The following is a 26,329-nucleotide window of genomic DNA, read 5'->3' as shown; positions in this document are numbered from 1 at the left end:
GCCGTTCCCCGAGCATCGCACGCCCTTCCACGGCCCACGGTCCCTCGGACGGGTGATGCTGCTTCCCCCAAGGAGACATGTTTACGCCCCCTGCGTCACGCCTATTCGCTCTCTTCGCTCCCCTTGCGGTGCACTCGGGCCACCCAGTCCGCCGGCCTGGCGATCTCGGCCTTGGTCGGCAATGTGTTCGGGGAGGTCCAGACCCGGTTGAAGCCGTCCATGCCGACCTGGCCGACGACGGCGCGCACGAAGCGCTCGCCGTCGCGGTACTGGCGCAGCTTGGCGTCGAGGCCGAGGACCTTGCGCAGGGCGGCGTCGAGGCGGCCGGCGCCGCTGGCCCGGCGCTGCTGGAACTTTTCGCGGATCTCGGCGACCGAGGGCACCACCTGGGGGCCGACCCCGTCCATCACGAAGTCGGCGTGGCCCTCCAGCAGGGACATGACGGCGGTCAGCCGGCCCAGCACCTCCCGCTGCTCGGGGGTCTGCACGATCTCGACGAGGGAGCGGCCCTCGTCGCCCCGCTCGGCGTCGGGGCGGGCGCCCGCGAAGGACTGGGCGGCCTCGCGCAGGCGCTCCAGGACGGTCATCGGGTCCATTTCGGTGGCGCCGAGAAACGTCTGGATTTCGCCTTCGAGATGGTCGCGGAGCCACGGGACGGCCGTGAACTGGGTACGGTGCGTCTCCTCGTGCAGGCAGACCCACAGCCGGAAGTCGTGCGGGGTCACGTCCAGCTCGCGCTCGACGTGCACGATGTTCGGGGCGACGAGCAGCAGCCGGCCGCCGCCGGCGGTGGAGCCGGGCAGCTCGCGGGAGACCGGCGCGAAGGTCTCGTACTGGCCGAGGACCCGGGAGGCCAGGAAGCTGAGCAGCATGCCCAGCTCGACGCCGGTGACCTTGCCGCCGACCGCGCCGAAGACGGTCGCGCCGGGGGTGCCCGCGCGGCGGTCCTGCATCTTGCCGAGGAGCGGCTGGAGCAGCTGCCGGAAGCCGGCCACGTTGGCCTTGACCCAGCCGGCCCGGTCGACGACCAGGACCGGGGTGTCGTTGATTACGGTCCCGTCGGGGATCATCCGGGTGAACTCGCGTACGTGCCGTTCCGAGGTCCTGGCGTGTCCGCGCAGCTCGGCGACGACGGCCCGGGCCTCGTCCCGGCTGACCTCCGGGCCGGGCCGCACCAGCCGGGTCGCGGTCGCCACCGCGAGGTTCCAGTCGACCATCTCCGCACCACCGATGCTCGTCATGCGTCAACCGTACGTGGACCGGCCCGCGGGCGGACCCCTTACGGCGTGGCCGCGACCGCGGCGGCCAGCTTGTCGAGGCTCTTCTCGGCGGCCGGGCCGTCCGCGCTGTTGGCGGTCAGGAAGGCGAAGGCCAGGAGGCGGCCGGAGCGGTCGACGACGGTGCCCGCGAGGGAGTTCACGCCGGTCAGGGTGCCCGTCTTGGCGCGGAGCAGGCCGGCGGCCGGGGAGCTGCCGGCGTTGCGGCCGCGCAGGGTCCCGGTGAACCCGGCGACGGGCAGGCCCGTGAGGACGGGCCGCAGCTCGGGCCGCTGCGGGTCGGCGGCCTTGGTGAGCAGGCCCGTCAGCAGGCCGCTGCTGACCTTGTCGGCCCGGTTGAGTCCGCTGCCGTCGGCGAAGCGGGAGCCGGAGACGTCGACGCCGAGGGCGGCGAGCTTGGCGGTGACGGCCTTCTCGCCGCCTTCGAAGCTGGCGGGCAGGCCGGAGGCGAGGGCGGTCTGCCGGGCGAGGGCCTCGGCGATGTCGTTGTCGCTGTTGGTCAGCATCCGCTCGACGAGGCCGGCCAGCGGGGTGGAGAGGGTGGCCGCCAGCGGCTGGGCTTCGGCGGGCGCCTTGGCCCGGGCGGGTTCGCCGGTGACCTTGATGCCGCGCTCGGCCAGCAGGGCGGCGAAGGCGCGGGCGGCGTCCCCGGAGGGTTCGCCGGTGCGCGCCACGGGCCCGGAGGTGGAGTCGTCGGGGCGGCCCTCGTCGGCCGTCAGGGCGGTGACGGGAGCGATGTTGGGGTTGTCGCCGATCGGGTGGCGGACGGGCCCGGTGTAGAGGCTGTCGTCGTAGCCCACGCTCACGCTGTCGGTGCCGGCGGCCTTGAGCGCCCGGGCGGTGTCGGCGGCGAGGGCGACGAGGCTGCCGCCCGATCCGGCGGGGCTCTTCTTCTTGGCGGTGAGGGAGGGGTCGCCGCCGCCGAGGAGGAGGATCTGTCCGGGAGCGGCGCCGGGCACGACGGCGGTCCGGATCCGGTGCTCGGGCCCCAGGGCGGCCAGCGCCGCCGCGGCCGTGGCGATCTTGATGGTGGAGGCGGGGGTCATCGCGTCCCGCGCGCCCGACTCGTAGAGCACCTGCCCGGTGGCGGTGTCGACGACGGAGGCGGTACGGACGGTGCCGAGTGCGGGGTCGGCGAGCAGCGGCCGCAGCGCGGCGGCGAGGCCCTCGGGGGCGGCCGCCGCCTGGCGCGGGGCGCCGGGGCCGATCGCGCCGAGCACCCCGGGGGCGCTGGGAGCGGCCTGCGGGAAGGATCCGGAGCCGGGGCCGTCACCGTGATCTGCGCCACCCGCAGGGCCCCAGGAGGCGGCCCTGTCCCGCTCGGCCTTACGCTGGCCGGAGTCCCATGGACCGGCGGCGGTCACGACTGCCACCGACAGGGCGAGGCCGGCGGCGGCCGAGCCCGCGATGAGCTGCCACGTCTTGATCAATGGCACCTCGGACCAGCCCCTTTCGCGATCACACATATGCGTGAGGGACACTTAACCACTGCGTCTTGCCGCGAGCATGGCACCCCACCCGGCTGGGCTGGGCCGGACGCGCGCGTATTTGAATCAAAGTGCGGTCCCGAAGCGATTCGGACCGCTGAAGCTGATCATGGAGGAGCAGGACGTGGAGTTCGACGTCACCATCGAGATCCCCAAGGGTTCGCGGAACAAGTACGAGGTGGACCACGAGACCGGCCGGATCCGCCTGGACCGTCGCCTCTTCACCTCGACCAGCTACCCGGCCGACTACGGCTTCGTCGAGAACACCCTCGGCGAGGACGGCGACCCGCTGGACGCGCTGGTCATCCTTGACGAGCCGACCTTCCCGGGCTGCCTGATCAAGTGCCGCGCGATCGGCATGTTCAACATGACGGACGAGGCGGGCGGCGACGCCAAGCTGCTGTGCGTGCCGGCCTCGGACCCGCGTGTCGAGCACCTGCGCGACATCCACCACGTCTCCGAGTTCGACCGCCTGGAGATCCAGCACTTCTTCGAGGTCTACAAGGACCTGGAGCCGGGCAAGTCGGTCGAGGGCGCGAACTGGGTCGGCCGCACCGAGGCCGAGGCCGAGATCGAGGCCTCGTACAAGCGCCTCGAGGCGCAGGGCGGCCACCACTGACGCTGCTGCGGCAGCAGGTGACTTCGCGGGCGGTACCCCTTGTGGGGTGCCGCCCGCCGTGCGTTCGGAGCCGGGCTGCGTGTGCGCGGGGAGGAAACGGTTCCGCATACTGATACCGCCGGTGATCACTGAGTGGAGGACGCGTGGCGGAGGCCGACGGGGCCGAGGACAGGAAGCCCCAGTCCGACGAGGCGCACAGCGCCTTCACGCCGCCGCCCGGGATGGAGCCCGAGGCACCGGAGGACGATCAGCCGACCTCGGAGTTCGCGCTCCCGGCGGGCGCGGAGCCGGTGCAGCCCGAGCCTGAGGAGGGCTCGGCCTTCGCGACCCCCGCCACCTACCGCGCGGCGCACTCCCCGTCGGCCTACACTCCGGGCCAGGGCTTCCCCGTCGTCCGGATGAAGGAGTCCCCCTGGCAGGACCGGATGCGCACGATGCTGCGCATGCCGGTGGACGTACGGCCCGTACCGGACCTCGTGCAGCGGCATACCGAGACCGGGCCCGCCGTGGGCCGCGTGCTCGACCTGACCCTGCGCATCGGCGAGCTCCTGCTCGCGGGCGGCGAGGGCGCCGAGGACGTGGAGGCCGCGATGTTCGCGGTGACCCGCTCCTACGGGCTGGACCGCTGCGAGCCCACCGTCACCTTCACCCTGCTGTCGATCACCCACCAGCCCTCGCTGGTGGACGACCCGGTGTCGGCGAACCGGACCGTGCGCCGCCGCGGCACGGACTACAACCGGCTCTCGGCCGTCTACCAGCTGGTGGACGACATCAGCGCCCACGAGATCGACGTCTCGCTGGAGGAGGCCTACCGGCGCCTCGCCGAGATCCGCCGCAACCGCCACCCGTACCCCGGCTGGATGCTCACCGCCTCCGCAGGACTGCTCGCCGGGGCCGCCTCCACCCTGGTCGGCGGCGGGGTGCTGGTGTTCTTCGCGGCGGCGCTCGGGGCGGTCCTCGGCGACCGGCTGGCCTGGCTGTGCGCCGGGCGCGGGCTGCCGGAGTTCTACCAGTTCGTGGTCGCGGCGATGCCGCCCGCCGCGATCGGGGTGGCGCTGAACATGACGGGGATCGACGTCAAGGCCTCCGCCGTGATCACCGGTGGTCTGTTCGCGCTGCTGCCCGGGCGGGCCCTGGTGGCGGCCGTGCAGGACGGGCTGACCGGCTTCTACATCACCGCCTCCGCCCGGCTGCTGGAGGTCATGTACCTCTTCATCGGCATCATCATGGGCGTGCTGGTCGTGCTCTACGTCGGCCTGCAGTTCGACGCCTCCCCGCGGCCGGAGGAGGTCCTCCAGATCCAGCAGCGGCCGCTGATCCAGATCGCGGCCTCGATGGTGCTGGTCTTCACCTTCGCGATCCTGCTCCAGCAGGAACGGTCCACGGTGTTGATCGTGACCCTCAACGGCGGGGTCGCCTGGGTGACCTTCGGAGCCCTGCACTACGCGGGCGGCATCCCGCCCGTGCCGTCCACCGCCATCGCCGCCGGGCTGGTGGGCCTGTTCGGGCAGCTCTTCTCCCGCTACCGCTTCGCCTCCGCCCTGCCGTACACGACTGCGGCCATCGGCCCGCTGCTGCCGGGTTCGGCGACGTACTACGGCCTGCTGCTGATCGCCGAGGACCGGCTGAACGAGGGCCTCGGCTCGCTGGTGAACGCCGCGGCCATCGCCCTCGCCATCGCGATCGGCGTCAACCTGGGGTCGGAGACCTCCCGGCTGTTCATGCGGATCCCGGGGGCGGCCAGCGCCGCGAAGCGCCGTGCGGCGAAGCGGACGCGAGGGTTCTAGGCACCCGGGGGTACACGTACGCCCCCGCAGGCTCTGGCGGGCCTGCGGGGGCGTACGTGATGGCCGGACCGGCTAGCGCTTCGCGTGGCGGCCGCGCTGGCCCGGGGTCTGGCCTTCGGCCTCGAGCGGGGCCTCGGCGGCCTGCGCCTTGTTCTCCTTGCGGGCCTTCAGCACCTCGAAGATCACCGGGATGAGCGAGAGCAGGACGATCAGGACCAGGATCGCCTCGACGTTGGTCTTGATGAATTCGATCTGGCCGAGCCAGTAGCCCGCGATCGTGATGCCCGCGCCCCAGCCGATGCCGCCGATGACGTTGTACGTCAGGAACGTGCGGTACTTCATCGAGCCGGCGCCCGCGACCATGGGGGCGAAGGTGCGGATGATCGGCACGAAGCGGGCCAGCACGATGGCCTTCGGGCCGTGCTTGTCCATGAACTCGTGCGCCTTGTCCAGGTTCTCCCGCTTGAAGACCTTGGACTTCGGCCGGTTGAAGAGCTTCGGCCCGAAGTACTTGCCGATCATGTAACCGACCTGGTCGCCGATGATCGCGGCGGCCACGATCAGCGTGCAGACCAGCCACAGCGGCTGCTTGATGTACTCGCCGTTGGCGACCAGCAGACCCGCCGTGAACAGCAGCGAGTCGCCGGGCAGGAACGCGAAGAGTCCCGACTCCGCGAAGACGATGACCAGGATGCCGATCAGTCCGAAGTGCGAAATCAGATAGTCCGGGGACAGCCACTCAGGGCCGAGCGCAATCGTGTACACGGGTTCCGGACTCTCCTGGATCGGGGGGCGTGCTGCGGGGCGGGCGGTCTCAATTATCAACGCACACGACCCCCACCCGGTTCCAGAGCCCGGAGGGGGTCGCGTGCGTGACGTTCCGCTTACGCCTTGCGGACCGCGTTGGCCAGGATCGCGTCCCGCACGAACACCGCCAGGCCCGGCCGGACGGCGTCGTAGTAGGCCGTGAACCGCTCGTCCGCGACGTACATCTCACCGAGGCAGGTGTGGATCTCGTACGTGCAGAAGTAGTAGCTGCCGTTGATCCAGCCGCGGTGCTCCTCGGCGAGGTCCATGGCCTCCTCGGACTCGGGGTCCGCGCCCGAGTCGAGCAGGGCGGCGAACCTCCGGTTGATGCCCTCGGCCTGGGCCATGATCCGCTGCCAGTCCTCCTTCGTGTAAGAGGCGGTCCGGCGGGCGGACTCCTTGTACGCGTCGGTGCCGCCCCAGCGCTCCTCGGCCTCGGCGGCGTGCTCGTCGGGGTCGAAGTCCCCGAAGACCTCGAACCGCTCGTCGGGCGTGAGGTTGATGCCCATCTTCTTCGCCTCCATGGCGTGCTCAACGGCCTTGGCCATCTGCTGGAGCCGGGCGATCCGGTCGCTCAGCAGGGCATGCTGCCGGCGCAGATGCTCCCGCGGATCCGTCTCCGGGTCGTCCAGCAGGACCGCGACCTCGTCGAGGGGGAAGCCGAGCTCCCGGTAGAACAGGATCCGCTGCAGCCGGTCCAGGTCGGCGTCGTCGTACCGACGGTGACCCGCGTGACTGCGGCCGCTCGGCGAGAGCAGACCGATCTCGTCGTAGTGGTGCAGGGTGCGCACCGTCACTCCGGCGAATCCGGCGACCTGGCCCACGGAGTAGCCCATGTCCGATTCCCTCCTCTTCCCTCCTCGACGTCCGGTTGGGTACGCCCTTCACTGTGGGTCCTCACGCCGCGTGAGGTGCAAGCCCGCCCGGACGGCTACTTGCTCAGCCCCCGGAAGCGGCCCACCGCCAGCGGGAAGAAGACCGCCAGCAGCAGGAGCGGCCAGAGCACGGCCAGCAGGCCGGCGTGCTCGAAGGCCCAAGACGACGAGGACGTCGCCGTCGCCGTCGACGGCGCCGCCGGGCTGCCGAACAGGTCACGGACCGCCGTCGCCGTCGCCGACATCGGGTTCCACTCGACCACCGTCCCCAGCCAGCCCGGCATGGACTCCGGGGTGGCGAAGGCGTTGGACAGGAAGCCCACCGGCCACACCAGGATCTGCACCGCCTGCACCATCTCCGGCCGGCCCGCGACCATGCCCAGGTGGATCCCGATCCACAGCATCGCGAAGCGCAGCAGCAGGAGCAACGCGAAGGCCGCCAGGACGGCCGCCCCCGAGCCGTGCCAGCGCCAGCCGAGCAGCAGTCCGACCCCCGCCAGGACGACGAGGCCCACCGCCGACTGGATCATGTCCGCCACGCTGCGGCCGACCAGGACCGCCGAGGAGTACATCGGCATGGCCCGGAAGCGGTCGATCACCCCCTTCTCCAGGTCCCGGGTGACCGCCGTCATGGTCGACTCCAGCCCGAAGGCCATGGTCAGCGCGAGCATCCCGGGCACCAGGAAGTCGAGGTACTCGCCGTCGATCCCCCGGCCGCCGCCCACCAGGAAGCCGAACATCAGCAGCAGCATCACCGGGAAGACCAGTCCGACGACCACCTGCACCGGCTGCCGTGCCCAGTGCGCCAGCTCGCGCCGGGTCATCGTCCAGGAGTCCGAGACCGCCCACGTCGCACTCATGCCGCCACCCCCTTCTCCGTACGGCCGGTCCGGTCCGTCAGGTGCAGGAAGACCTCGTCCAGCGTGGGCCGCCGGACCGAGAGGTCCTCCGCCTCGATGCCCGCGTCCTCCAGCGCCCGCAGGGTCAGGGTCAGGCCCGCCATCCGGTCCTTCACCGGGAAGCTGAGAGTCGCGGAGTCCGGGTCCACCGTCGGGTCCGGGAGCAGCGCCGCGGCCTGCGCCAGCCGCGCCGCGTCCCGCAGGACGACGACGATCCGGTCGGCCCCGACCAGGGCCTTCAGTTCGTCCGCCGTGCCCTCCCGCGCCACCCGCCCCGCGTCGATCAGCGCGATGCGGTCGGCCAGCTGGTCGGCCTCCTCCAGGTACTGCGTGGTCAGCAGGACGGTGGTGCCGCCGCCGACCAGGGAGCGGACCGCGCTCCACACCTCGGCGCGGCCGCGCGGGTCGAGTCCGGTGGTCGGCTCGTCCAGGAACAGCACCTCCGGATCCGTGATCAGGGACGCCGCGAGGTCGAGCCGGCGCCGCATTCCGCCGCTGTACTTGTTGACCGCCTTGCGGCCGGTGTCCGCGAGGCCGAAGCGTTCCAGCAGCTCGTCCGCCCGCCGTCCGGCCCGCCGGGCGCCCAGGTGGTACAGGCGGCCGAACATCTCCAGGTTCTGCCGCCCGTCCAGTTCCTCGTCGAGCGCCGCGTGCTGGCCGAGCAGTCCGATCCGGGAGCGGACGGCCGCCGCGTCGGTCCGTACGTCGTGACCCGCCACCCGCACCACGCCCTCGTCGGGGCGCAGCAGGGTGCTCATGATCCGGACTGCCGTGGTCTTGCCGGCCCCGTTGGGGCCGAGCACCGCGTGGACCGTGCCGCGGGCCACCTCCAGGTCGAGCCCGGCCAGGGCGTGCTTGTCGCCGTACCGCTTGTGGACACCTTCAACGAAGATCACCAACGCGTCGAACCCCTCACTAGTCAAACTTGAATAGCAGCTCGCAAGGTAATGCCCCGAAGCGGGCTAGTCAAACTTGATTACGGACAGGGAGGGCCGGACTGCGCGAACGGGTTCTCCTCGCCGTCCGCCAGGACCCCGACGAACGGCTCGCCGCCCTCGCCGTCGAAGGAGTACGCGCCCCCCTCGATCCGGGCGATCAGGCCCCGCGTCCACTCCGCCTCGGCGTCCGCGGAGTGGACCCACATGTGCATGATCTCGCCGATGTGCCCCAGCTGTCCCGGGCCGGCCTCCGGCGTGTAGTACTCCGTCACCGCCAACCGCCAGCCCGCCAGCTTCGACAGCCGCTCGCCGAGCAGTTCCAGCACCTCGGCCCGCGGCAGATCGACCATGAAGCCGATCGCCGCGGACAGCACGTCCGTCTTCTGGTCGTACGCCGCCAGGGCCTCGCGCAGCAGCTTGAAGTACTCCGCGTTCCCCGCGTCCGTGACCTCGTACTCGGTGCGCGGCGGCCCGCCGGCGGCGCTGGGCGCCACCTCGTGCGCGTGCAGGACTCCCTGCTTCGCCATCTGCTTGAGCGCGTGGTAGATCGATCCGGGCTTGGCGTTGGACCACTCGTGCGCGCCCCAGAACTCGAGGTCGTTGCGCACCTGGTACCCGTGCGCCCGCCCGTGCTGTCGGACGGCGCCGAGGACGAGAAGCCGGATCGCTGACATGGGGCCAGGCTACTAAGCCAGTGGTCAGCCCATGGCCTTGGTCCCGTCGAGGGTCTCGCGGACGATGTCCGCGTGGCCCGCGTGCCGGGCGTACTCCTCCACCAGGTGCAGGAGCAGCCAGCGCATCGAGACCTTGGCGTCCTTCGGGAACCAGGGCGCCGGAGGCAGCGGGAACACGTCGTCGAGGCTGGGCACGGCCAGGATGAAGGTCTCCAGCTCCCGCGTGACCCCGTCCCAGAAGGCCAGGACGGACGGCATGGACTCGCCCTCGGCCAGGCTGAAGGCCTCGCCCCAGGTCTCCCGCGCGCGCTGCCGCTCGTTGGGCCGCTGCTGGGCCATCCGCAGCCAGTTGAGCTCGACCTCGGCCGCGTGCTTGAGCAGCCCCGACAGGGACAGCTCGCTGGCGGTGGGACGGCTCGCGGCCTGCTCCTCGCTCAGTCCGAGCGCCGATTCGCGCAGGGCCGCCCGCTGGGCCTCGACGAAGGCGAGGAGCGTGCCGCGCTCGTCGCCGGGGATCTCCATGGAAACCTGAGCCATGATCTGCCGCCTTCGGTGTCGGTGTGCTTCCTGCTGACAAGAACCAAGTTACGGAGCCTTGCGGTCAGCTTCTGTCCTCAATGGGCTGTCATTTCGGGGCGTCCTCGGCTTCCGGCCGGAGCACCGGAAGGGCGGTGGCCGGCTGCGGCAGCAGGGCCTTGGAAAGGTCCTGCTTGCCCGTCGGGTCGAGCCCGTACATCGCCTCGTAGATCTTGCGGACCGCCGGTCCCGAGGCGCCCGAGCCGGTGCCGCCCTGGGAGATCGTCATGATGATCGTGTAGTCCTCGGTGTAGGAGGCGAACCACGAGGTGGTCTGCTTGCCCTGGACCTCGGCGGTGCCCGTCTTGGCGTGCATCGGGATCTGCTTCTGCGGCCAGCCGCCGAAGCGCCAGGCGGCGCTGCCCGTGGTGGCCACGCCGGCGAGGGCCTCGTCGATGTTGTCGCGGGTCTTGGCGTCCATCGGCAGCTTGCCCTGCTCCTTCGGCGCGATCTCCTGGACCGACGTGCCGTCGGCGCTGACGATCGCCTTGCCGACGCTGGGCTGGTGGAGCGTGCCGCCGTTGGCGATGGCCGCGTAGACGGAGGCCATCTGGACCGGGGTGACGAGCGTGTCGCCCTGCCCGATCGAGTAGTTGATGGCGTCGCCCTCACGCAGCTGGTTGCCCTGGCGGCAGTTCTCGTAGGCGATCTTCTCGGCGAAGGAGCCGTTCTTCTTGCCGTCCCGGCACCAGGCTTCCTTGTTCGCCTCGAAGAAGTCCTGCTTCCACTTCCGGTCGGGGACCCGTCCGGGCACCTCGTTCGGCAGGTCGATGCCCGTGCGCTTGCCCAGCCCGAACTCGTGGGCGGTCTTGAGGAACCAGTCGCCCGGGTTCTTCTTCGGGTTGATCCCGCCGTCCTTCTTCCACTCCTGGTCCGCGATGGCGTAGTAGACGGTGTCGCAGGAGACTTCCAGGGCCCGGCCGATGGTGATGTCGCCGTGGCCCTGCGACTCGAAGTTGGTGAAGGTCTGGCTGCCCACCGAGTACGAGCTGGGGCAGGGGTAGCGGTTGTTGAACGGGTACCCGGCATTGACCGCGGCGGTCGAGGTGACCACCTTGAAGATGGAGCCCGGCGCCGCCTGGGCCTGGATCGCCCGGTTCAGCAGCGGGTAGTTCGACTCCTTGTCGGTGAGGGCCGCGTAGTCCTTGCCGGAGATGCCGCCCACCCAGGCGTTCGGGTCGTAGGTCGGGTTCGAGGCCATCGCCACGATGCGGCCGGTCTTGGACTCCATCACCACGACCGCGCCCGAGTCCGCCTCGTAGTTCCTGCGGGTGTTCTTGTCGTACGTCTTGCGGGCCTCGATCATCGCGTTGTTCAGCTCGCTCTCGGCGACCGCCTGCACCCGGGAGTCGATCGAGGTCACGACGTTCGAGCCGGGCAGCGCCTTGTCGGTCTCGCCCTGGCCGATGACCCGGCCGAGGTTGTCGACCTCGTAGCGGGTGATGCCCGCCTTGCCGCGCAGCTCCTTGTCGTACGTGCGCTCCAGGCCGGAGCGGCCGACCTGGTCGGAGCGCAGGTAGGGGGAGTCGGAGTTCTTCGCCTTGCCGATCTCCTCGTCGGTGACCGGCGAGAGGTAGCCGAGCACCTGGGAGGTGTTGGCCTCGTCGGGTGCGGCGTAGCGGCGCATGGCGGTGGGCTCGGCGGTGATGCCGGGGAAGTCCTCGGCGTGCTCGTGGATCTGGAGCGCCTGCTCGGTGGTGGCCTCGTCGCTGACCGGGATCGGCTGGTAGGGCGAGCCGTTCCAGCAGGGCTGCGGGGTCTTGGAGTCGCAGAGCCGGACCTTGTCGACGACCTCCTGCGGGTCCATGCCCAGGACTCCCGCGAGGCGGGTGAGCACGTCCTTGCCGCGGTCCTTCATGGTCAGCAGCTCGGTGCGGTTGGCGGACACCACCAGGTGGGTCGCGTTGTCGGCGAGCGGCACCCCGCGCGAGTCCAGGATCGAGCCGCGCACGGCGGGCTGGACCACCCGCTGGACGTGGTTGTTCTTGGCCTCGTCCGTGTACTCCTCGCCATTGCGTATCTGGAGGTACCAGAGCCGTCCGCCCAGGGTGAGCAGAAGCGAGAAGACCACGATCTGGATGACGACGAGCCGGTTCTGGACCCGAGGGGTCCGGCCGGTCTCGGGTATGTTGCTCAACTTGCACTCCCCCGGGCGGCTCCACGTACGCCCGGTTGAGTCTAGAACGGGAAGCGGCTGCGCCCGTGCTGAACCGAGATCCATTTCTGGGTGGTGAAGGCCTCCACGGTGGCCTCACCGTTGAGACGGCCCAGGCCAGAGGCCTTCTCGCCGCCGAAGGCGGCCAGCGGTTCGTCCCCGATCGTGGAGTCGTTGACGTGGATCATCCCCGTCTCTATCCGCTGCGCGAAGCGGACGCCTCGCTCCACGTCCCGCGTGTGCACGGCCCCGCTCAGGCCGTAGGGGGTGGCGTTGGTCAGCCGTACGGCCTCGTCCTCGCCGTCGAAGACCACCAGCAGCGCCACCGGGCCGAAGATCTCCTGGCCCAGCAGCGGCGAGTCCTCGGGGAGGCCGGCCAGTACGGTCGGCTCGACCAGGTTGCCGCGCGTAGAACCCCGTACGAGCGCCTGCGCGCCGGCTTCCACGGCCTGGTCCACCAGCGCGGTCAGGGCGTCGGCCTGGAAGGAGTTGATCAGCGGGCCGATGTGGGTGTCGGCCTCGTGCGGGTCGCCCGTCTTCAGGCCGCGCACGCGGGCGGTGAACTTCTCGGTGAACTCCTCCGCGACGGCGGCGTCGACCAGGATCCGGTTGGCGGCCATGCAGACCTGGCCCTGGTAGACGAAGCGGCTGAAGACTGCCGCGTCCACCGCGTAGTCGAGGTCGGCGTCGTCGAGGACGACGAGTGCGCTGTTGCCGCTCAGCTCCAGGACCGTCCGCTTGAAGTGGCGGGCGGCGACCGCCCCGACGTGCCGGCCCACGCGGTCGGAGCCCGCGAAGGAGATGACCTTGGGGACGGGGTGGGTCAGGAGCGCGTCGCCGATCTCGGCTATGTCGGTGACCAGGACGTTCAGCAGCCCGGCCGGGAGTCCCGCGTCCTCGAAGATCTTGGCGATGACCCCGCCGCCGACCACGGGCGCGTTCTGGTTCGGCTTGATCACCACCGCGTTGCCCAGCGCGAGCGCCGGGGCGACCGACTTCAGGGTGACCAGGAAGGGGAAGTTGAAGGGGCTGATCACGGTGATCACGCCGACCGGGAGGCGCTGGACCCGGTTCTCCTTGCCCTCGACCGGCGAGGCCAGGATGCGGCCCTCGGGGCGGACGGCGAGCTGCATCGCCTCGCGGATGAACTCCTTGGCGAGATGGACCTCGTACTCGGCCTTGGGATGGGTCCCGCCGAGCTCGTCGATCATCGCCTCGATGATCTCCTTCTCGCGCTCCTCGGTGATCCGCAGGGCGCGCTCCAGGACCGCGCGTCTGGTGTAAGGGCTGGTGGCCGCCCATTCGCGCTGGGCGCGCTCGGCGCCGCGGTAGGCCTGGTCCACCTGCTCGACGGTGGCCACCGTGATGGCCGCGAGCTTCTCCCCGTTGTACGGGTTGACGTCGATGATGTCCCACGAACCGGTACCGGCCAGCCATTCGCCGTCGATGTACTGGTGAGCCAGGTCGCTGAATATGGACATGCCATCCCTTACTGCGAGCGCGCACCCGTGCGCTGCACCGGAGACCGATCGGTCGTCATGCACTGATCAGGAGTCATAGTACGTTCGAATCAAGACAGTTGGAGCAGACCGCGGAGAAGATCCCGGGTCCGGTCCGCGTCGGGGCAGTCTGCCTGGAGCCGCTCCATCGCCCGCCCGTACTGCCCCACTTCCTCGTCCTTGTCCAGGTAGAGGGCACTGGTGAGCTGTTCCAGATAGACGATGTCCTGGAGGTCGGACTCGGGGAAGCGCAGCAGGGTGAAGGCTCCGCTCTCGCCCGCGTGGCCGCCGAAGGAGAAGGGCATCACCTGGAGCTGCACGTTGGGCCGCTGGGAGACCTCGATGAGGTGCTCCAGCTGACCGCGCATGACGTCGCGGTCGCCGTACGGGCGGCGCAGGGCGGCCTCGTCGAGGACGGCGTGGAAGACCGGCGCGTTCTCGGAGACGAGGACCTTCTGGCGCTCCAGGCGCAGCGCGACGCGGCGGTCGATCTCGACGGGGGTGGCGCCGGGCATGCCGCGGCTGACGACGGCGTGGGCGTAGGCCTCGGTCTGCAACAGGCCGTGGACGAACTGGACTTCATAGATGCGGATGAGCGAGGCCGCGCCCTCCAGACCGATGTACGTCTGGAACCAGCCGGGCAGCACGTCGCCGTAACTGTGCCACCAGCCCGTCGCGTTGGCCTCGCGGACCAGTCCCAGCAGGGACTCGCGCTCGGCGGTGTCCGTGACTCCGTAGAGCGTGAGGAGGTCCTCCACGTCTCTGGCCTTGAAGCTCACCCTTCCCAACTCCAAGCGGCTGATCTTCGATTCGGATGCGCGGATCGAGTAGCCGGCCGCCTCACGGGTGATGCCGCGGGATTCTCGGAGTCGCCTGAGCTGGGAGCCCAGGAGGATGCGGCGCACCACAGAACCGCTCGCTTCTGCGGTCACTAGTACTGCCCTCCCCATCGCAATTGGCATGCGTGCGCGCGGGGCCCCCGTACCCCAGGGCCCGCAGTCTGCCACCAAAACGCATCGGCCCGTACTCGTTCTGTAACGGAATCCAGGCTCCTGGAAAAGAAGTCCGTAAGTATGCGTAGGAAGAAATGAGCAAGAACCGTCACGGGAGTGGACAGGTCCGGCGCGTGCACGTGCATCTGCCCTTGCATCCGGCTCTCCCATTCGGAACGATGGTCCCCGCGCACCTGCGTGCTGTTCGCGCCGGCGCCGGACCCACCCCGCAGTTCTCTTTGGACGAGGCCGCCGCTTCGTCCGCGAATCCCGGGAGTGCCTCGCATGGGGACGAATGGATCGACCATGCTCGAGCCGTTACGGCAGGGGCTTCCCCCGGTCGACCCCACGGCTGTCTCCGGGTCCGCGTCCTGCGCCCTGCCCGCCCGGCTGGAAGCCGTGCGCGGAGCACGCACCTTCTGCCGGTCGACGCTGTCCCAGTGGGGTCTCGACGAGCGGTTCGACGATGTCGCCCTCGTAGTCTCCGAGCTCGTCACCAACGCGCTTCGCCATGCCCTGCCTGAGGATTCGCGGGGTGCGGGCGGCGAGGCGGAGCCGGCGGTACGGCTGCACCTGATGCGGTGGAGCACCCGGCTGGTATGCGCGGTGCGCGACCCCAGCGAGGACCGGCCCGGGGGTTCCTTCTCCCCCGAGCGCACGGAGGAGAACTGCGACCTGGAGTCCGGGCGCGGGCTGTTCCTGGTGGACTCGTACAGCGACAGCTGGGGCTGGCACCCGCTCGCGGGCCGGCTGACCGGCAAGGTGGTCTGGGCGCTTTTCCTGCTCCAGGACTGAGCGGGGAGCGAGCGGGGAACGAGCCGGAACCACCCGCCCTGAACACGACAACTGGCCGGGACTGATCTCAGTGATCAGTCCCGGCCAGTGCACGTGCATGGCTTGATGGGGTGCGCCGTTCCGTCAGCCGATCAGGTGATCGAACTCGCCGTCCTTGACGCCCAGGAGCAGGGCCTCTATCTCGGCCGGCGTGTACACGAGCGCCGGGCCGTCCGGAAAGCGCGAGTTGCGCATGGCGACATCGCCGCCGGGCAGTTTCGCGAACTCCACGCAGGATCCCTGCGAGTTGCTGTGTCTGCTCTTCTGCCAGGTCAGCTGAAACAAGGAAGCGAGTTCTGCAGCTGCCATCCCGTTGTACGCGTGGTCCACAGGAAGCCCCCGATAGTGCAGATGTCAACTGCACCGGATCATAGCTGTGTTCATTGGCGTATGCATGGGCAGATGCACGTGCACGCGCGGTGCTTCCCTGATCACAGAGCGGTCCCGGCCGGGGCGGAGCCCCGGTCAGCGCGGTAGCGGTTTGCCTCGGCGGGCCACATGGGCGGCATCCGCGGCCGCCGTGCCGTCCTCCCAGCCCGCGTGGTCGGTGGCACCGCGCAGCCGGGTCGTCGTGGTCCGCGGGAACATCTCCTCCGCCCGGGAGGTGACCGCCACGTCCCGGGCGACCAGGGCCGGCAGGTTGCCTGGTGCCTCGCTCGCCGTGTGCTCGGCCGTCTCGGCGAGCCGCTGGCCCAGCCTGCTGGCGTATGCGAGCAGGAAGGACTGTCTGAAGGTCTTCGTCCGCTTGCGCCCGCCCGAGCGCTGCGCTGCCTCCGCGCGGGTCATCGCCGCCGTGCCCTGCACGAGCAGCGAGGTGTACAGCAGCTCCACCGCCTCCAGGTCGCTCTCGAAGCCGACCACCGTGGAGAACTCGAAGCCGCTGTTCCACACCGCCCGGCAGCGGTTGGCGGTGGCCACCGCGTCGAGCAGCACCGCCTTGGCCTCCTCGTACGGCGGCTCGACGCCTATCCGGCAGGCGCCGGGCACCTGGGCCGGGCCCTTGCCGCCGGCCGCGAGCAGCGCCTCGTCCACGGTGTGCCGGGCCATCAGCTCCTGGGCCTTGGCGCTGAGCGCCTCCGCCTCCTCGGGGAAGGTGGTCGCCTCGGCCTTCGCGAGCAGCGCGCGGATCCGGCCCAGCATGCGCGGCTCGATGTGCGCGTGCTCCACGAGCGCGTCCGCCGGGTCGCCGGGCAGGGGGCCCACCGGTTCGATCGACGGCAGCCGGATCAGCAGCCGGAACACCTCCAGGAAGGCGGTGGCCAGCGTGAACCGGTCCGTCCGTTCGCGCTGCGCGAGCCGGTCGGCGTACGCCCCGTCCTCGCCCCACCAGACCTCGGCATCGGTCCAGCGCTCGGGGAGCCGGGCGTAGCGGCGCGCCTCGGCGGCGATCAGGTCCCCGGTGATCCGCAGGTGCCGCTCCTCGAGGTCCCGGCGGACCAGCCGGAGCACGTCGGCCGGCTGCCAGCCCCGCTCCCAGCCCTGTCGTACGTACGCCTCCCCGCGCCCCAGCAGCTCCCGGCCGACAGCGGCCCACCGCTCGGTCTCGGCGACCAGCAGCGACGCCCCGGTGTCCAGCCCGGTGTCGTCCTGGGCGTAGAGGGCGGCGGCGAAGGCTCGGTCGACGGTCTCGGCAAGGTCTCTCACACCTCTCAGCTTGGCATGTCCTTCGTGTCCCCTTCCCGGCGGCTGTCAGACCCCGGTGGGACACTCGCTGCGTGAGCGAAAGCGCAGGTCGGTGGGGACTCGCCGAGGACGGCGAGGGGCTGTGGCACGCCGCGCCCGTGGACCCCGGCGCCGGGTCCCGGATCCGCGTACGCCACCCCGCCGAAGCCATCCGCGCCGCACCGGCCGGCACCCGCTGGGTCTGGCGGTCCACCGCCGCCGTGTACCCCCGCCTGCTCGCCGCCGGCGCCCGCGTCGAGCGCTGCTACGACGTCGAGGACGCCGAGCTGCTGCTCCTCGGCCACGAGGGCCGCTTCGGCGAGCCCCGCTCGGCCGCCGCCGCCTGGGCCCGGCTCACCAACGCCCCCGTACCGCCCGACCCGCCACAGCGCGCCGCCGAACCCGGCGCCCAGGACTCCCTCTTCGATCCGCGGCCCGCCACCCCCGTACCCCTCGACGCCCTGCTCGCCGTCCACGCCGACCAGGCGAGACGGATCGGCGCCACCGCCCATCCCGACCGCATGCGGCTGCTCACCGCCGCCGAGTCCGCGGCCTTCCTCGTCGCCGCCGAGATGAACCGCGCGGGCCTGCCCTGGCGGGCCGACGTCCACCGCGCCCTGCTGACGGAGCTGCTCGGCGAGCGGTACGCGGGCGGCGGCGAGCCCCGCCGCCTCGCCGAGCTGGCCGACCGGATCTCCGCCGCCTTCGGCCGGCGCGTGCGCCCCGATCTGCCCGCCGACGTCATCAAGGCCTTCGCCGAGGCCGGGATCAAACTCAAGTCCACCCGCCGCTGGGAGATCCAGGAGCTGGACCACCCCGCCGTCGAGCCGCTGATCGAGTACAAGAAGCTGTACCGGATCTACACCGCCCACGGCTGGAGCTGGCTCGCGGACTGGGTGCGGGACGGCCGCTTCCGCCCGGAGTTCATCCCGGCCGGCACCCTCACCGGCCGCTGGGTCACCAACGGCGGCGGCGCCCTGCAGATCCCCAAGGTGATCCGCCGGGCCGTCGTCGCCGACCCGGGCTGGCGGCTGGTGGTGGCCGACGCCGACCAGATGGAGCCGCGGGTGCTCGCCGCGATCTCCCGCGACCCCGCCTTCATGGAAGTGGCCGGGGAACTTGCGGACCTCTACACCGCCGTCTCCCGGCAGGGCTTCTCCGGCGACCGCGACAAGGCCAAGATCGCCGTCCTGGGCGCCGTCTACGGGCAGACCTCCGGGGACGGCCTGAAGAACCTGGCCGCACTGCGCCGCCGCTTCCCGCGGGCCGTGGCATACGTGGACGACGCGGCGAAGGCGGGCGAGGAGGGCCGGCTCGTACGGACCTGGCTGGGCCGCACCTGCCCGCCGCCCGCCGAGACCCCGGACGAGGGCGAGGCCGGGATCCCGCAGGACCGGGAGGACGCCTGGACCCCGAGCTACGCCTCGACCAACACCCGGGCCCGCGGCCGGTTCACCCGTAACTTCGTCGTACAGGGCAGCGCCGCCGACTGGGCCCTGCTGCTGCTCGCGGGCCTGCGGCAGACCCTGGCCGGGATGCGCGCCGAGCTGGTGTTCTTCCAGCACGACGAGGTGATCGTGCACTGCCCGGCCGAGGAGGCCGCGGCCGTCGCCGAGGCGATCCGCGCCGCCGGTGACCGGGCCGGCCGGATCGCCTTCGGCGACACCCCGGTCCGGTTCCCGTTCACGACGGCGGTCGTGGAGTGCTACGCCGACGCCAAGTGACCGCTGCGCGTCGCTCAGCCCAGTTCGTGGAAGTAGACGTGGAAGCCCTCGCGGACGAAGCCCTCCGCCTCGTACAGCCCCTGCGCGACGGTGTTGTCGTACGCGGTCTCCAGCTGCACGCCGGCCACCCCGGCCTCGCGGGCCCGGCGCAGCACCTCGTGCAGCAGGGCCCGGCCCGCGCCGGTGCGGCGGCCGGAGGGGGCGACGTACAGGTCGCCCAGGACCCACACGGGCCGCATGGAGAGCGAGGAGAACGTCCGGTAGACCTGCGCGAATCCCACCGTCCCGGCGCCCGGGACTTCGGCTAGCAGGACCTGGGACTCGTCGTTCGCGAGGCGCTCCGCCAGGAAGGCGCGCGGCCGCTCCGCGTCCTTCACGTCGACCTCGTAGAACTCCAGGTAGCCGCGGAACAGCTCCGCCGCCACCTCGAGGTCCGCCTCGCCCGCGGTGCGTACCGCGACCCCGGACCCTGTTGCCTGACCGCTCATCCACATCTCCTCAAGTCCGCTCCCGCGCGCCGGCACCATTGTGCGCGCGGGATCGGACAGGGGGACAGCGCCTCGGGTCAGTTGCCGGAGACGGGCTGGGCGGGCAGCGAGAACACGTGCTCCGGGGTGACGACCTTCGTGATCGCCTCACCGAACAGCGTGCTGGGCTCCGAGCCCTCGTAGCCGATGTCCGTGTTGAGCAGCACCACCATCGTGGCCTGCGTCTGCGGCATGTACACAACCAGCGCCTCGTAGCCGGGCAGGGAGCCGTTGTGCCCGATCCAGCCCTGGACGTTGAAGATGCCCAGGCCGTAGCCCGTGCCCGGAAGCGCCGGGGTCACCTTCAGCCGCTCGGCCTGGGTGGCGGGGGTCAGCAGGCTCCCGGTGGCCAGCGTCTTCGCCCAGCTCCGCATGTCGGTGAGGTCGGAGTTCATCGCTCCGGCCGCCCAGCCCCAGGAGGGGTTCCAGTTCGTGGCGTCCTCGGTCTTCCCGGAGGCCGTCTGGTCCGTGTAGCCGTGGGCGTGCGGACTCGGGAACTCCGCGCCGGCCGGGAACATGGTGTGCTTCAGCCCGGCCGCCGCGACGACCTCCCGGTTGACGTAGTCGTCGAGCTTCTGCCCGGTCACCTTCTCCACGACCAGCCCGAGCAGGATCAGGTTGGTGTTGCAGTAGAGGAACTTCGCGCCCGGTTCGAAGAGCACCGGGTGCTTGAAGGAGTACCCGAGCAGCTCCTGCGGGGTGAACGGCCGCCGGGGATCGCTCGTCAGGGCCTTGAAGAAGCCTTCGTCCTCGGAGTAGTTGAACAACCCGCTCCGCATCCCCGCCAGCTCGCGCAGGGTGATCCGGTCCCCGTTCGGGACGCCGTCCACGTACTTGCCGATCGGGTCGTCCAGCCCGACCTTGCCCTCGTCGACCAGCTGCAGCAGGGCGGTCACGGTGAACGTCTTGGTCACGCTGCCGATCCGCATGTAGAGGTCGGTGGTCATCGGTGCGTCCGTCGCCTTGTCCGCGACACCGAAGGACCGTACGTACTCGCCCTTGCCCGGCGCCGACAGGGCCACCATCACCCCGGGCACCTTCGCCTCGGTCATGACCTGCTTGACGGCCTCGTCCAGCTGCGCGGCCACCGCGGGGGTCAGCCGGGGAAAGTCCTCGGCAGCGGGCGTCACGGCCGCCGCGACGGCGGGCGCGAGGCCCGCCGTGCCCCCCGCGTTTCCGGCTCCCACGCCCAGGGGCACCAGCAGCAGCCCCGCCGCGGCCGCTCCCACCACCGCACTGCGCCACCGTGTCGTCATGCCCGGCCTCCTGCCACGTGGAGAGAAGGATCCACCGTCCAACGTAGCCCGGCCCCCTCCCCCGGGCGACTCGGCGGCCGGGGGGCCCGGGGGCAAGTCGTCTAAAAATCTATTCTAGAAAGACTTCCGGATCGGCCACACTCGTGCCATGAACCAGACACCTGCCGGCTTCGGGCCGCCCCCCGAACCCTTCCAGCCCCAGCCCAGTGGGACCGGTGGCGGCGGGGGCCGCCGGATCAGTGGCCGGACGGCGATCGTCCTGGCGGTGCTGGCCGGCGTACTGCTCGTCCTCGGCGGCGGCGTGTACCTCGCGGTCGGCGGTGACCGCGGCAAGCCCGCGGCACAGGACGGCAAGGAGTCGGCCATGCCGTCCGGTTCACCCTCGGTCGACCAGGGCGACGGCAAGGGCTCCGGCGTCGGCTCCGGCGTCTACGACCCCAATGCCGGCATCCAGCCCGGCGAGGCGCGGGTCTGGCTGCGTGACAACCAGACCGAGGTCGTCGGGGCGGGAGCCTCGCAGTACGGCCCCTGGCGGGTGGGCGACATCGTGGTCAAGGCGATGTACAAGGAGGTCACCGGCTATGCGGTGGCCGACGGCCAGGAGAAGTGGAAGCTCCCGCTGCAGACGCCGCTGTGCGGGGTTCCGCGGGCCCCGTCCGCCACCGGCAAGCTGGTCGTGGGGGTGAAGGAGAGCGACTCGGCGACGGCGCACTGCACCCAGCTCCAGCAGATCGACCTCACCACCGGCACGGCGGGCTGGAAGGCACCGGTGCCGCAGGAGAACTCCTACGACAGCTCGCTGGAGTTCGAGATGGCCATCGCCGGCGACACCGTGGCCGTCGCCCGGTCGGCCGTCATGAGCGGCTTCTCGGTCACCGACGGCAGGAAGCTCTTCGGTACGTCGAACACGAACGGCTGCTCCCCGAGCGCGTTCGCCGGGGGCTCACGGCTGATCAGCCTCCGCAACTGCTTCGCCCCGAAGGAGCCCGTCGGGTCCGCGCGGTCGATGGTCGAGGAGCTGGATCCGGCCACGGGCGGCTCCAAGTGGAGCCACACGTACGAGAAGGGATGGAACGTCGGCCGGGTGCTCTCCATGGACCCGCTGGTGGTCGCGGCGTACAACAAGGAAAAGAAGACCTGGAACATCACCGCGTTCACGCCCGACGGAAAGGTCCGCTCGCAGAGCGACGCCGGGTTCGGGGTCAGCGGCCGGTGCAACGGATGGGGCAACTCGACCGGCTACCAGGAGTGCTACGCCGCCGTGGCCGACGCCGACACGCTGTACATCGGCGCGGGCAAGACCGGCCCCGACCTCGGCATCGACGACACCCGTCAGGTCGTCGCAGTCGACCTGAACACGGGCAAGGAGAAGTGGCGCACGGCCGAGCAGCCGAAGGACCGCACGGTGTGGCCGCTCGCCGTCGAGGACGGCAGGATCGTCGTCTACGTCCGGCCCGGCAGCGGCGAAACCGGCTCGGTCGTGTCCCTCGCACCGGCCGACGGCTCCTCGCAACCGCTTCTGCAGAGCCCGGCGGCGGCCGCCGGGGCCGAGGGCGTCATCTACGACCACGGGGTCCGCATCGCCTGGGCGGGAGGACGGCTGTTCCTGCTCAACGGCAGGGTGGCCAGCCCCGAGCCCGGAGTCGCGAGCCGCGCGATCCTGTCCTTCGGCAAGTAGGGGGAACCATGCAGAACCAGTACCAGCAAGGCGAATTCGGCCCACCGCAATGGCCGCAGGAGCCCCAGCCCCAGCCGCCGAAGGGGCGGCGGCGGACCGTCATCGGGATCTGTGTCCTGACCGCGGTGGCGGTCGCCGCCGCCGTCACCGCCGTCGTGGTCGTCCGGCAGAAGGACGAGGGCCCCCCACCGGTGTCCGACCCGTCGAAGCCGCTCGTCGCGGGCTGGAAGACCGTGGTCAACCCCGAGCACGGCACCGCGTTCGACGTCCCGCCGGACTGGGAGGTCCTCGCGCCCAGCGTCTTCAGCGGCCACACGGACCGCAAGGACCCGGACAAGCTCCTCATCGGGCACACGGCACCCGCCTTCTACAAGTCCAAGTGGTGCAGCATCGACGCCGACGGCGACGGCCGGATCACGGACGTCAAGCTCGGCGGCGCCGGCACCAAGGGCGCCGAGGGCGCGAAGGACACCGCCGAGATCGCCGAGAAGAACGCGCCGACCTGGGTCTACGCCGCCTACACCCAGCCGGACAAGAGCCTGGTCACCTGGGACAAGCCGGTGAAGTACCGCACGAAGTCCGGAGTCGAGGGAACGTACGTGAAGGCCCGCTCCGCGGGCGTCAAGCAGACCAACCGCTGCGCCGGAGACGGCCAGGCGATCGTCTTCGGCTTCAAGAACTCCAAGGGCGGCTTCGTCGCCTGGAACTTCTACGGCCGCACGGGCGTCCCCGGCGCGGTCGGCGACGACCTGGTCATGCGCATCCTGAGCACCGTCCGCCTCTCCGGCGACCCCAAGGAGCAAACCCCCCTGTAACCGCCGCTGGCGTTCACTCCCCGGTCCGGATGTGCTCGATGCCGGTGCATGCTCTATGTTGCAGAGGCAAAACACGGGGGACTTCGTATGGCGCACGCGCAGCTGCCGCGCCCCGGAGCGGTGGTTGGCGCTCGACGAGCCGAGACTGAGGCAACGGACGACGGATGGCACGGGACTACGACAGCCAGCTTCTGGAATCGGTGGCGGTACGCCGCCGCAGGATGAGGGACGCCCTGCTCTTCGGCGCACAGCGGGCGCGGCGCACGGCGGACGAGCGGCTCGGAAAGCTGTTCGCGGGGATCGCCATCGCGGCCGTCCTGTGCGCCGGTTGCATCGGGTGGTCCTTCGTCCAGCACACGCTCGCGAAGCAGAAGGCCGAGCAACAGCAGAAGCAGCAACAGCAACAGCAGAGCCAGCTGCCGCCGCTGGGGCAGCCGTCGAAGTCGCAGCAGCCGTCCGGTGCGGCGAGCCCGTCCCCGTCGAAGCCGCCGAAATCGCCCAAGACTTCACAGCCCACGCCCTCGCACACGGCCAAGTCGCCCAAGCCGACGCAGTCGTAGAGGAAGAAGCAGAGGCGTGCAGATCCGGGAGAGTTCACAGTCCGGCAGCAGCGCCATGTCCCCCCTTGCCCCGAAAGGTCGCAATCCCGCGATGATAGGTTCCCGTAAGTGGTGAGCACAGCAACGACTTCCCGGGCGCAACTGAGCCGGGTGACCCTGGTCGGCGAGCGGCGCCGGGCCGACATGGTCCTGCCCTCCGACACCCCGATCGGGCAGCTGCTCCCGGACATATTGCAGCTGCTCGACGACCGGGCCGCATCGCGCCCGTTGACCCGTCAGCTGATCACGACGGACGGCTCCGCGCTGCCGCACGACAGCACGCTCTCGTCGGCCGGGATAGCCGACGGTGCCGTCCTGCGCCTCGTCCGAAGCCACTCCGCTCCGCCGGCCCCCGTGGTCCACGACGTCACCGACCTGGTGGCCGACGACCTCGATCTGCAGGCCTGGCGCTGGCGTCCCGCCGCCCGGCGGGGCAGCGCGGGCGTGGCGACCGTCGCCTTCATGGTGACCGCCGCGCTGCTCGCCCGCCGCGAGTTCGCGCTCGAATCGCTGGCCGGCGCCCTGACCGCCGTCACGCTCGTCCTGATGGCGGCCGGCGCCCTCATCTCCCGCATCGGGCAGGGCAACCGAGGCCTGGCCACGGCCCTGCTGCTCGCCTCGGGCGGGCTGGGCGTCCTCACCGCGTGGACCGCCGCGGACGCCTACCACTGGTCGGGCATCGCGCGGCTCGCCGCCGTCGCCGGCGCGCTCGTCCTGACACTGGTACTGCTCGGCTACTTCTCGCCGCTCGGCCGCGGCGGGCTCATCGGCGCCGTGGCCACCACCGTGATCACCGCCCTGTGGGAGGCCGTCGCCGCCGTCCAGGGCGACCCGGCCCGGCTCGGCGCGGTCATGGTCCTCTTCTCCGTGGTGCTGCTCGGCATGCTGCCGCGGCTCGCCCTGATGGCCTCGGGGCTCACCGCGCTCGACGACCGCCGCTCGGGCGGCGCCTCCGTCAGCCGCCACGAGGTGGGCAACGCGCTCGCCGCCACGCACCGCGGGCTCGCGCTCGCGACGATCGCCACGGCGATCTCGGCGGCGGCCGCCGGCTGGCTGCTGACCCTGGCCGAGAAGCCCTCCGTGTGGACGGTGGCACTGCCGGCGCTCGTCGCCGTGGTGCTCCTGTCCAGGGCGCGGGCCTTCCCGCTGGTCGCCGAGGTCGTGGCGCTGATCACCGCCTCGGCGCTGCTCGTCGTACGCCTCGTGATGCTGTGGACCGGGCACGGCGGGGGCGCCGCACCGCTGGCCGTGCTGGGCGCGGCGGCGCTGCTGCCGCTGCTCGTCCTCGCGGTACAGCCGCCGGAGCACGTCCAGGTCCGGCTGCGGCGCACGGCCGACCTCATCGAATCGGTGGGCATGGTGGGACTCTTCCCGCTCGCCGTCGGGGTGTTCGGCGTGTACGGGCAGCTGCTCAACAAGTTCTGAGGAAGAGGGGCAGGGGCAGACATGCCTAACGGAGACAACTGGCAGGGCGATGTCCTGCGCGACCTCAGGGGCGGAGCGCAGCCTTCGGCCCAGGGTCCGGGCGGCCCGCAGCCGATGCCGGGTCCCGGCGCGCAGGCCCCCGCCGCGGGCGCCGCGGATCCCGCGTACGGGTACCCGCACCAGGGCCCGGCCGGAGCGCCGGCCGCCCCGGCCGCGGGCGTGCCCCAGGGCTACCCCCAGCCGCAGGCCCAGCCGCAGCCGCAGGCCGCGTACGCCTCCGGAGGGCGCGGGCAGGGAGCCCGTGCGCCCGAGTCCCGGCCCGCGGTGGACAAGAACCTCGCCGGGGCGGGCCGCAAGCCGCGGCACGGTGAGCCCTTCACCACCCGCGCCGTGCGCGCCGTACGCAGGACCGTTTCCTCGTCCGCCGCCCGCGAGGTGGCCGAGGCCACCCGCGCCGCCGAGCTGCTCCAGCAGCCCGTGACCACCGGCCGCCAGATAGCCGTCACCTCCATCCGCGGCGGCGCCGGCAAGTCCACGGTCGCGGCCCTGCTCGGCACCACGTACGCGCACTACCGGCAGGACCCCGTCCTCTTCGTCGAGGCCGACCCGGCCCTCGGTTCGCTGCCGATCCGGCTCGGCGCCGAGACCCTGCGCTGGACCACCGGCGACGTCGCGGACATCGTCGAGCCCCAGATGTCGCTGCTCGACATCACCGGCTACCTGGTCCAGCTCCGCGACAACGCCTGGCTGCTGCCCGGCAGCCAGGGCCAGATCGGCGCGATGCTCGACACCCGGTCCTACGAGCGGGCCATGGTCGCGCTCCGCCGCTACTTCGGGGTGACCGTCGTCGACTGCGAGACGCTGCCCGCCGAGGTCGCCCGCGTCGCGCTCTCCGCCTCCCAGGCCCGCGTCCTGACCACCCCCGCCACCCTGGACGGCGTCGCCAGCACGTACGCGGTCCTCCAGTGGATGCAGGGCTTGCCGCCGCACGTGATGGCGAGCACCGTCGTCGTGCTCACCGAGCAGGCGCCCCAGTCGGGAATCGACCTCGCCGAGGCGGTCCGCACCCTGCAGGCCGCCGGGCCGAGCGTCCACGTCCTGCCGTACGACCGCCACCTGGCGGACGGCGGCCACATCCGTACCGAACTGCTCGCCCACTCGACCAGGCAGACCGCCGCCCGGCTCGCCGCGGACGTCTTCCAGCTCTCCCAGAAGCGCCACTGA

General features: G+C 71.3%; 22 protein-coding genes and 2 pseudogenes. 9 read left to right on the top strand and 15 right to left on the bottom strand.

Going from position 1 to position 26,329, the window contains the following annotated elements; genetic code table 11:
* Window positions 1–101: 101 nt before the first annotated feature.
* Complete coding sequence (locus JIW86_RS22510; protein WP_257555652.1) at window positions 102–1,241, bottom strand: zinc-dependent metalloprotease; 1,140 nt, start codon at window positions 1,239–1,241, stop codon at window positions 102–104.
* 38 nt (window positions 1,242–1,279) lie between these two features.
* A complete protein-coding gene (gene dacB / locus JIW86_RS22505) occupies window positions 1,280–2,743 on the bottom strand; it encodes a D-alanyl-D-alanine carboxypeptidase/D-alanyl-D-alanine-endopeptidase (RefSeq protein WP_257555651.1) in 1,464 nt (487 codons plus the stop codon).
* 145 nt (window positions 2,744–2,888) lie between these two features.
* On the opposite strand from dacB, the gene JIW86_RS22500 reads away from it, so the two are divergent.
* Both JIW86_RS22500 and JIW86_RS22495 read left to right on the top strand, forming a co-directional pair.
* The gene (locus JIW86_RS22500; protein ID WP_214947725.1) at window positions 2,889–3,383 is read left to right on the top strand and encodes an inorganic diphosphatase; all 495 of its coding nucleotides are present in this window, start codon (window positions 2,889–2,891) and stop codon (window positions 3,381–3,383) included.
* 143 nt (window positions 3,384–3,526) lie between these two features.
* The gene (locus tag JIW86_RS22495; RefSeq protein ID WP_215141611.1) at window positions 3,527–5,170 is read left to right on the top strand and encodes a threonine/serine ThrE exporter family protein; all 1,644 of its coding nucleotides are present in this window, start codon (window positions 3,527–3,529) and stop codon (window positions 5,168–5,170) included.
* Window positions 5,171–5,278: 108 nt separating this feature from the next.
* Here the strand turns inward: JIW86_RS22495 and JIW86_RS22490 are convergent.
* From JIW86_RS22490 to JIW86_RS22450, 9 genes and pseudogenes are all read right to left on the bottom strand, one after another.
* A pseudogene (locus tag JIW86_RS22490) lies at window positions 5,279–5,935 on the bottom strand (DedA family protein); the annotation flags it as partial.
* A gap of 119 nt (window positions 5,936–6,054) precedes the next feature.
* On the bottom strand, window positions 6,055–6,813 hold the full coding sequence (locus tag JIW86_RS22485; RefSeq protein ID WP_257555649.1) for a MerR family transcriptional regulator: 759 nt from the start codon (window positions 6,811–6,813) through the stop codon (window positions 6,055–6,057).
* A 95-nt stretch (window positions 6,814–6,908) separates the two neighbouring features.
* Entirely contained in the window at window positions 6,909–7,712 is an 804-nt protein-coding gene (locus JIW86_RS22480; RefSeq protein WP_257555648.1) for an ABC transporter permease, read from the bottom strand.
* On the bottom strand, window positions 7,709–8,647 hold the full coding sequence (locus JIW86_RS22475; RefSeq protein ID WP_257555647.1) for an ATP-binding cassette domain-containing protein: 939 nt from the start codon (window positions 8,645–8,647) through the stop codon (window positions 7,709–7,711). The genes JIW86_RS22480 and JIW86_RS22475 overlap by 4 nt, the downstream gene beginning before the upstream one ends.
* Before the next feature lie 80 nt (window positions 8,648–8,727).
* Window positions 8,728–9,363 (bottom strand): PadR family transcriptional regulator, encoded by a 636-nt coding sequence (locus JIW86_RS22470; RefSeq protein ID WP_257555646.1) that lies wholly within the window; start codon window positions 9,361–9,363, stop codon window positions 8,728–8,730.
* A gap of 24 nt (window positions 9,364–9,387) precedes the next feature.
* Window positions 9,388–9,900 (bottom strand): DinB family protein, encoded by a 513-nt coding sequence (locus tag JIW86_RS22465; RefSeq protein ID WP_257555645.1) that lies wholly within the window; start codon window positions 9,898–9,900, stop codon window positions 9,388–9,390.
* 94 nt (window positions 9,901–9,994) lie between these two features.
* Window positions 9,995–12,076, bottom strand: a pseudogene (gene mrdA, locus JIW86_RS22460) (penicillin-binding protein 2); the annotation flags it as partial.
* A gap of 41 nt (window positions 12,077–12,117) precedes the next feature.
* Window positions 12,118–13,575: an aldehyde dehydrogenase family protein gene (locus JIW86_RS22455; RefSeq protein WP_257555643.1), complete on the bottom strand. Its 1,458-nt coding sequence runs from the start codon at window positions 13,573–13,575 to the stop codon at window positions 12,118–12,120.
* A gap of 89 nt (window positions 13,576–13,664) precedes the next feature.
* On the bottom strand, window positions 13,665–14,543 hold the full coding sequence (locus JIW86_RS22450) for a helix-turn-helix domain-containing protein (protein WP_257555642.1): 879 nt from the start codon (window positions 14,541–14,543) through the stop codon (window positions 13,665–13,667).
* 348 nt (window positions 14,544–14,891) lie between these two features.
* On the opposite strand from JIW86_RS22450, the gene JIW86_RS22445 reads away from it, so the two are divergent.
* On the top strand, window positions 14,892–15,380 hold the full coding sequence (locus JIW86_RS22445) for an ATP-binding protein (RefSeq protein ID WP_406366794.1): 489 nt from the start codon (window positions 14,892–14,894) through the stop codon (window positions 15,378–15,380).
* 123 nt (window positions 15,381–15,503) lie between these two features.
* On the opposite strand, the gene JIW86_RS22440 is transcribed toward JIW86_RS22445, so the two are convergent.
* Window positions 15,504–15,749 carry a DUF397 domain-containing protein gene (locus JIW86_RS22440; protein WP_257555640.1) on the bottom strand — a complete coding sequence of 82 codons (246 nt, stop codon included), beginning with the start codon at window positions 15,747–15,749 and terminating at the stop codon, window positions 15,504–15,506.
* Between the two features lie 135 nt (window positions 15,750–15,884).
* Window positions 15,885–17,063, bottom strand: a complete 1,179-nt coding sequence (locus JIW86_RS22435) for a DUF2786 domain-containing protein (RefSeq protein ID WP_215141634.1) — start codon at window positions 17,061–17,063, stop codon at window positions 15,885–15,887.
* Between the two features lie 71 nt (window positions 17,064–17,134).
* Here JIW86_RS22435 and JIW86_RS22430 point away from each other — a divergent pair, with 71 nt between their 5' ends.
* Window positions 17,135–18,805 (top strand): bifunctional 3'-5' exonuclease/DNA polymerase, encoded by a 1,671-nt coding sequence (locus JIW86_RS22430; protein WP_406366793.1) that lies wholly within the window; start codon window positions 17,135–17,137, stop codon window positions 18,803–18,805.
* Between the two features lie 14 nt (window positions 18,806–18,819).
* Here JIW86_RS22430 and JIW86_RS22425 read toward each other — a convergent pair whose 3' ends face one another.
* A complete protein-coding gene (locus JIW86_RS22425) occupies window positions 18,820–19,293 on the bottom strand; it encodes a GNAT family N-acetyltransferase (RefSeq protein WP_257555639.1) in 474 nt (157 codons plus the stop codon).
* A 77-nt stretch (window positions 19,294–19,370) separates the two neighbouring features.
* Window positions 19,371–20,588 (bottom strand): serine hydrolase domain-containing protein, encoded by a 1,218-nt coding sequence (locus tag JIW86_RS22420; RefSeq protein WP_257555638.1) that lies wholly within the window; start codon window positions 20,586–20,588, stop codon window positions 19,371–19,373.
* Window positions 20,589–20,736: 148 nt separating this feature from the next.
* Here JIW86_RS22420 and JIW86_RS22415 point away from each other — a divergent pair, with 148 nt between their 5' ends.
* The 5 genes from JIW86_RS22415 (at window position 20,737) to JIW86_RS22395 (ending at window position 26,329) form a co-directional block, all read left to right on the top strand.
* Window positions 20,737–22,266, top strand: coding sequence for a PQQ-binding-like beta-propeller repeat protein (locus tag JIW86_RS22415; RefSeq protein WP_257555637.1), 1,530 nt, complete (start codon window positions 20,737–20,739; stop codon window positions 22,264–22,266).
* Between the two features lie 8 nt (window positions 22,267–22,274).
* Window positions 22,275–23,081 (top strand): hypothetical protein, encoded by an 807-nt coding sequence (locus JIW86_RS22410; RefSeq protein WP_257555636.1) that lies wholly within the window; start codon window positions 22,275–22,277, stop codon window positions 23,079–23,081.
* Between the two features lie 164 nt (window positions 23,082–23,245).
* On the top strand, window positions 23,246–23,641 hold the full coding sequence (locus tag JIW86_RS22405) for a hypothetical protein (protein WP_257555635.1): 396 nt from the start codon (window positions 23,246–23,248) through the stop codon (window positions 23,639–23,641).
* Between the two features lie 108 nt (window positions 23,642–23,749).
* The gene (gene eccD, locus JIW86_RS22400) at window positions 23,750–25,105 is read left to right on the top strand and encodes a type VII secretion integral membrane protein EccD (protein ID WP_215141645.1); all 1,356 of its coding nucleotides are present in this window, start codon (window positions 23,750–23,752) and stop codon (window positions 25,103–25,105) included.
* A 21-nt stretch (window positions 25,106–25,126) separates the two neighbouring features.
* On the top strand, window positions 25,127–26,329 hold the full coding sequence (locus tag JIW86_RS22395) for a MinD/ParA family ATP-binding protein (protein WP_257555634.1): 1,203 nt from the start codon (window positions 25,127–25,129) through the stop codon (window positions 26,327–26,329).

Origin of the sequence: Streptomyces sp. NBC_00162 (genome assembly GCF_024611995.1) — a bacterium.
GTDB lineage: Bacteria > Actinomycetota > Actinomycetes > Streptomycetales > Streptomycetaceae > Streptomyces.
The sequence above is the reverse complement of the archived record's forward strand: the minus strand, read 5'-3'. Positions and strand labels throughout refer to the sequence as shown.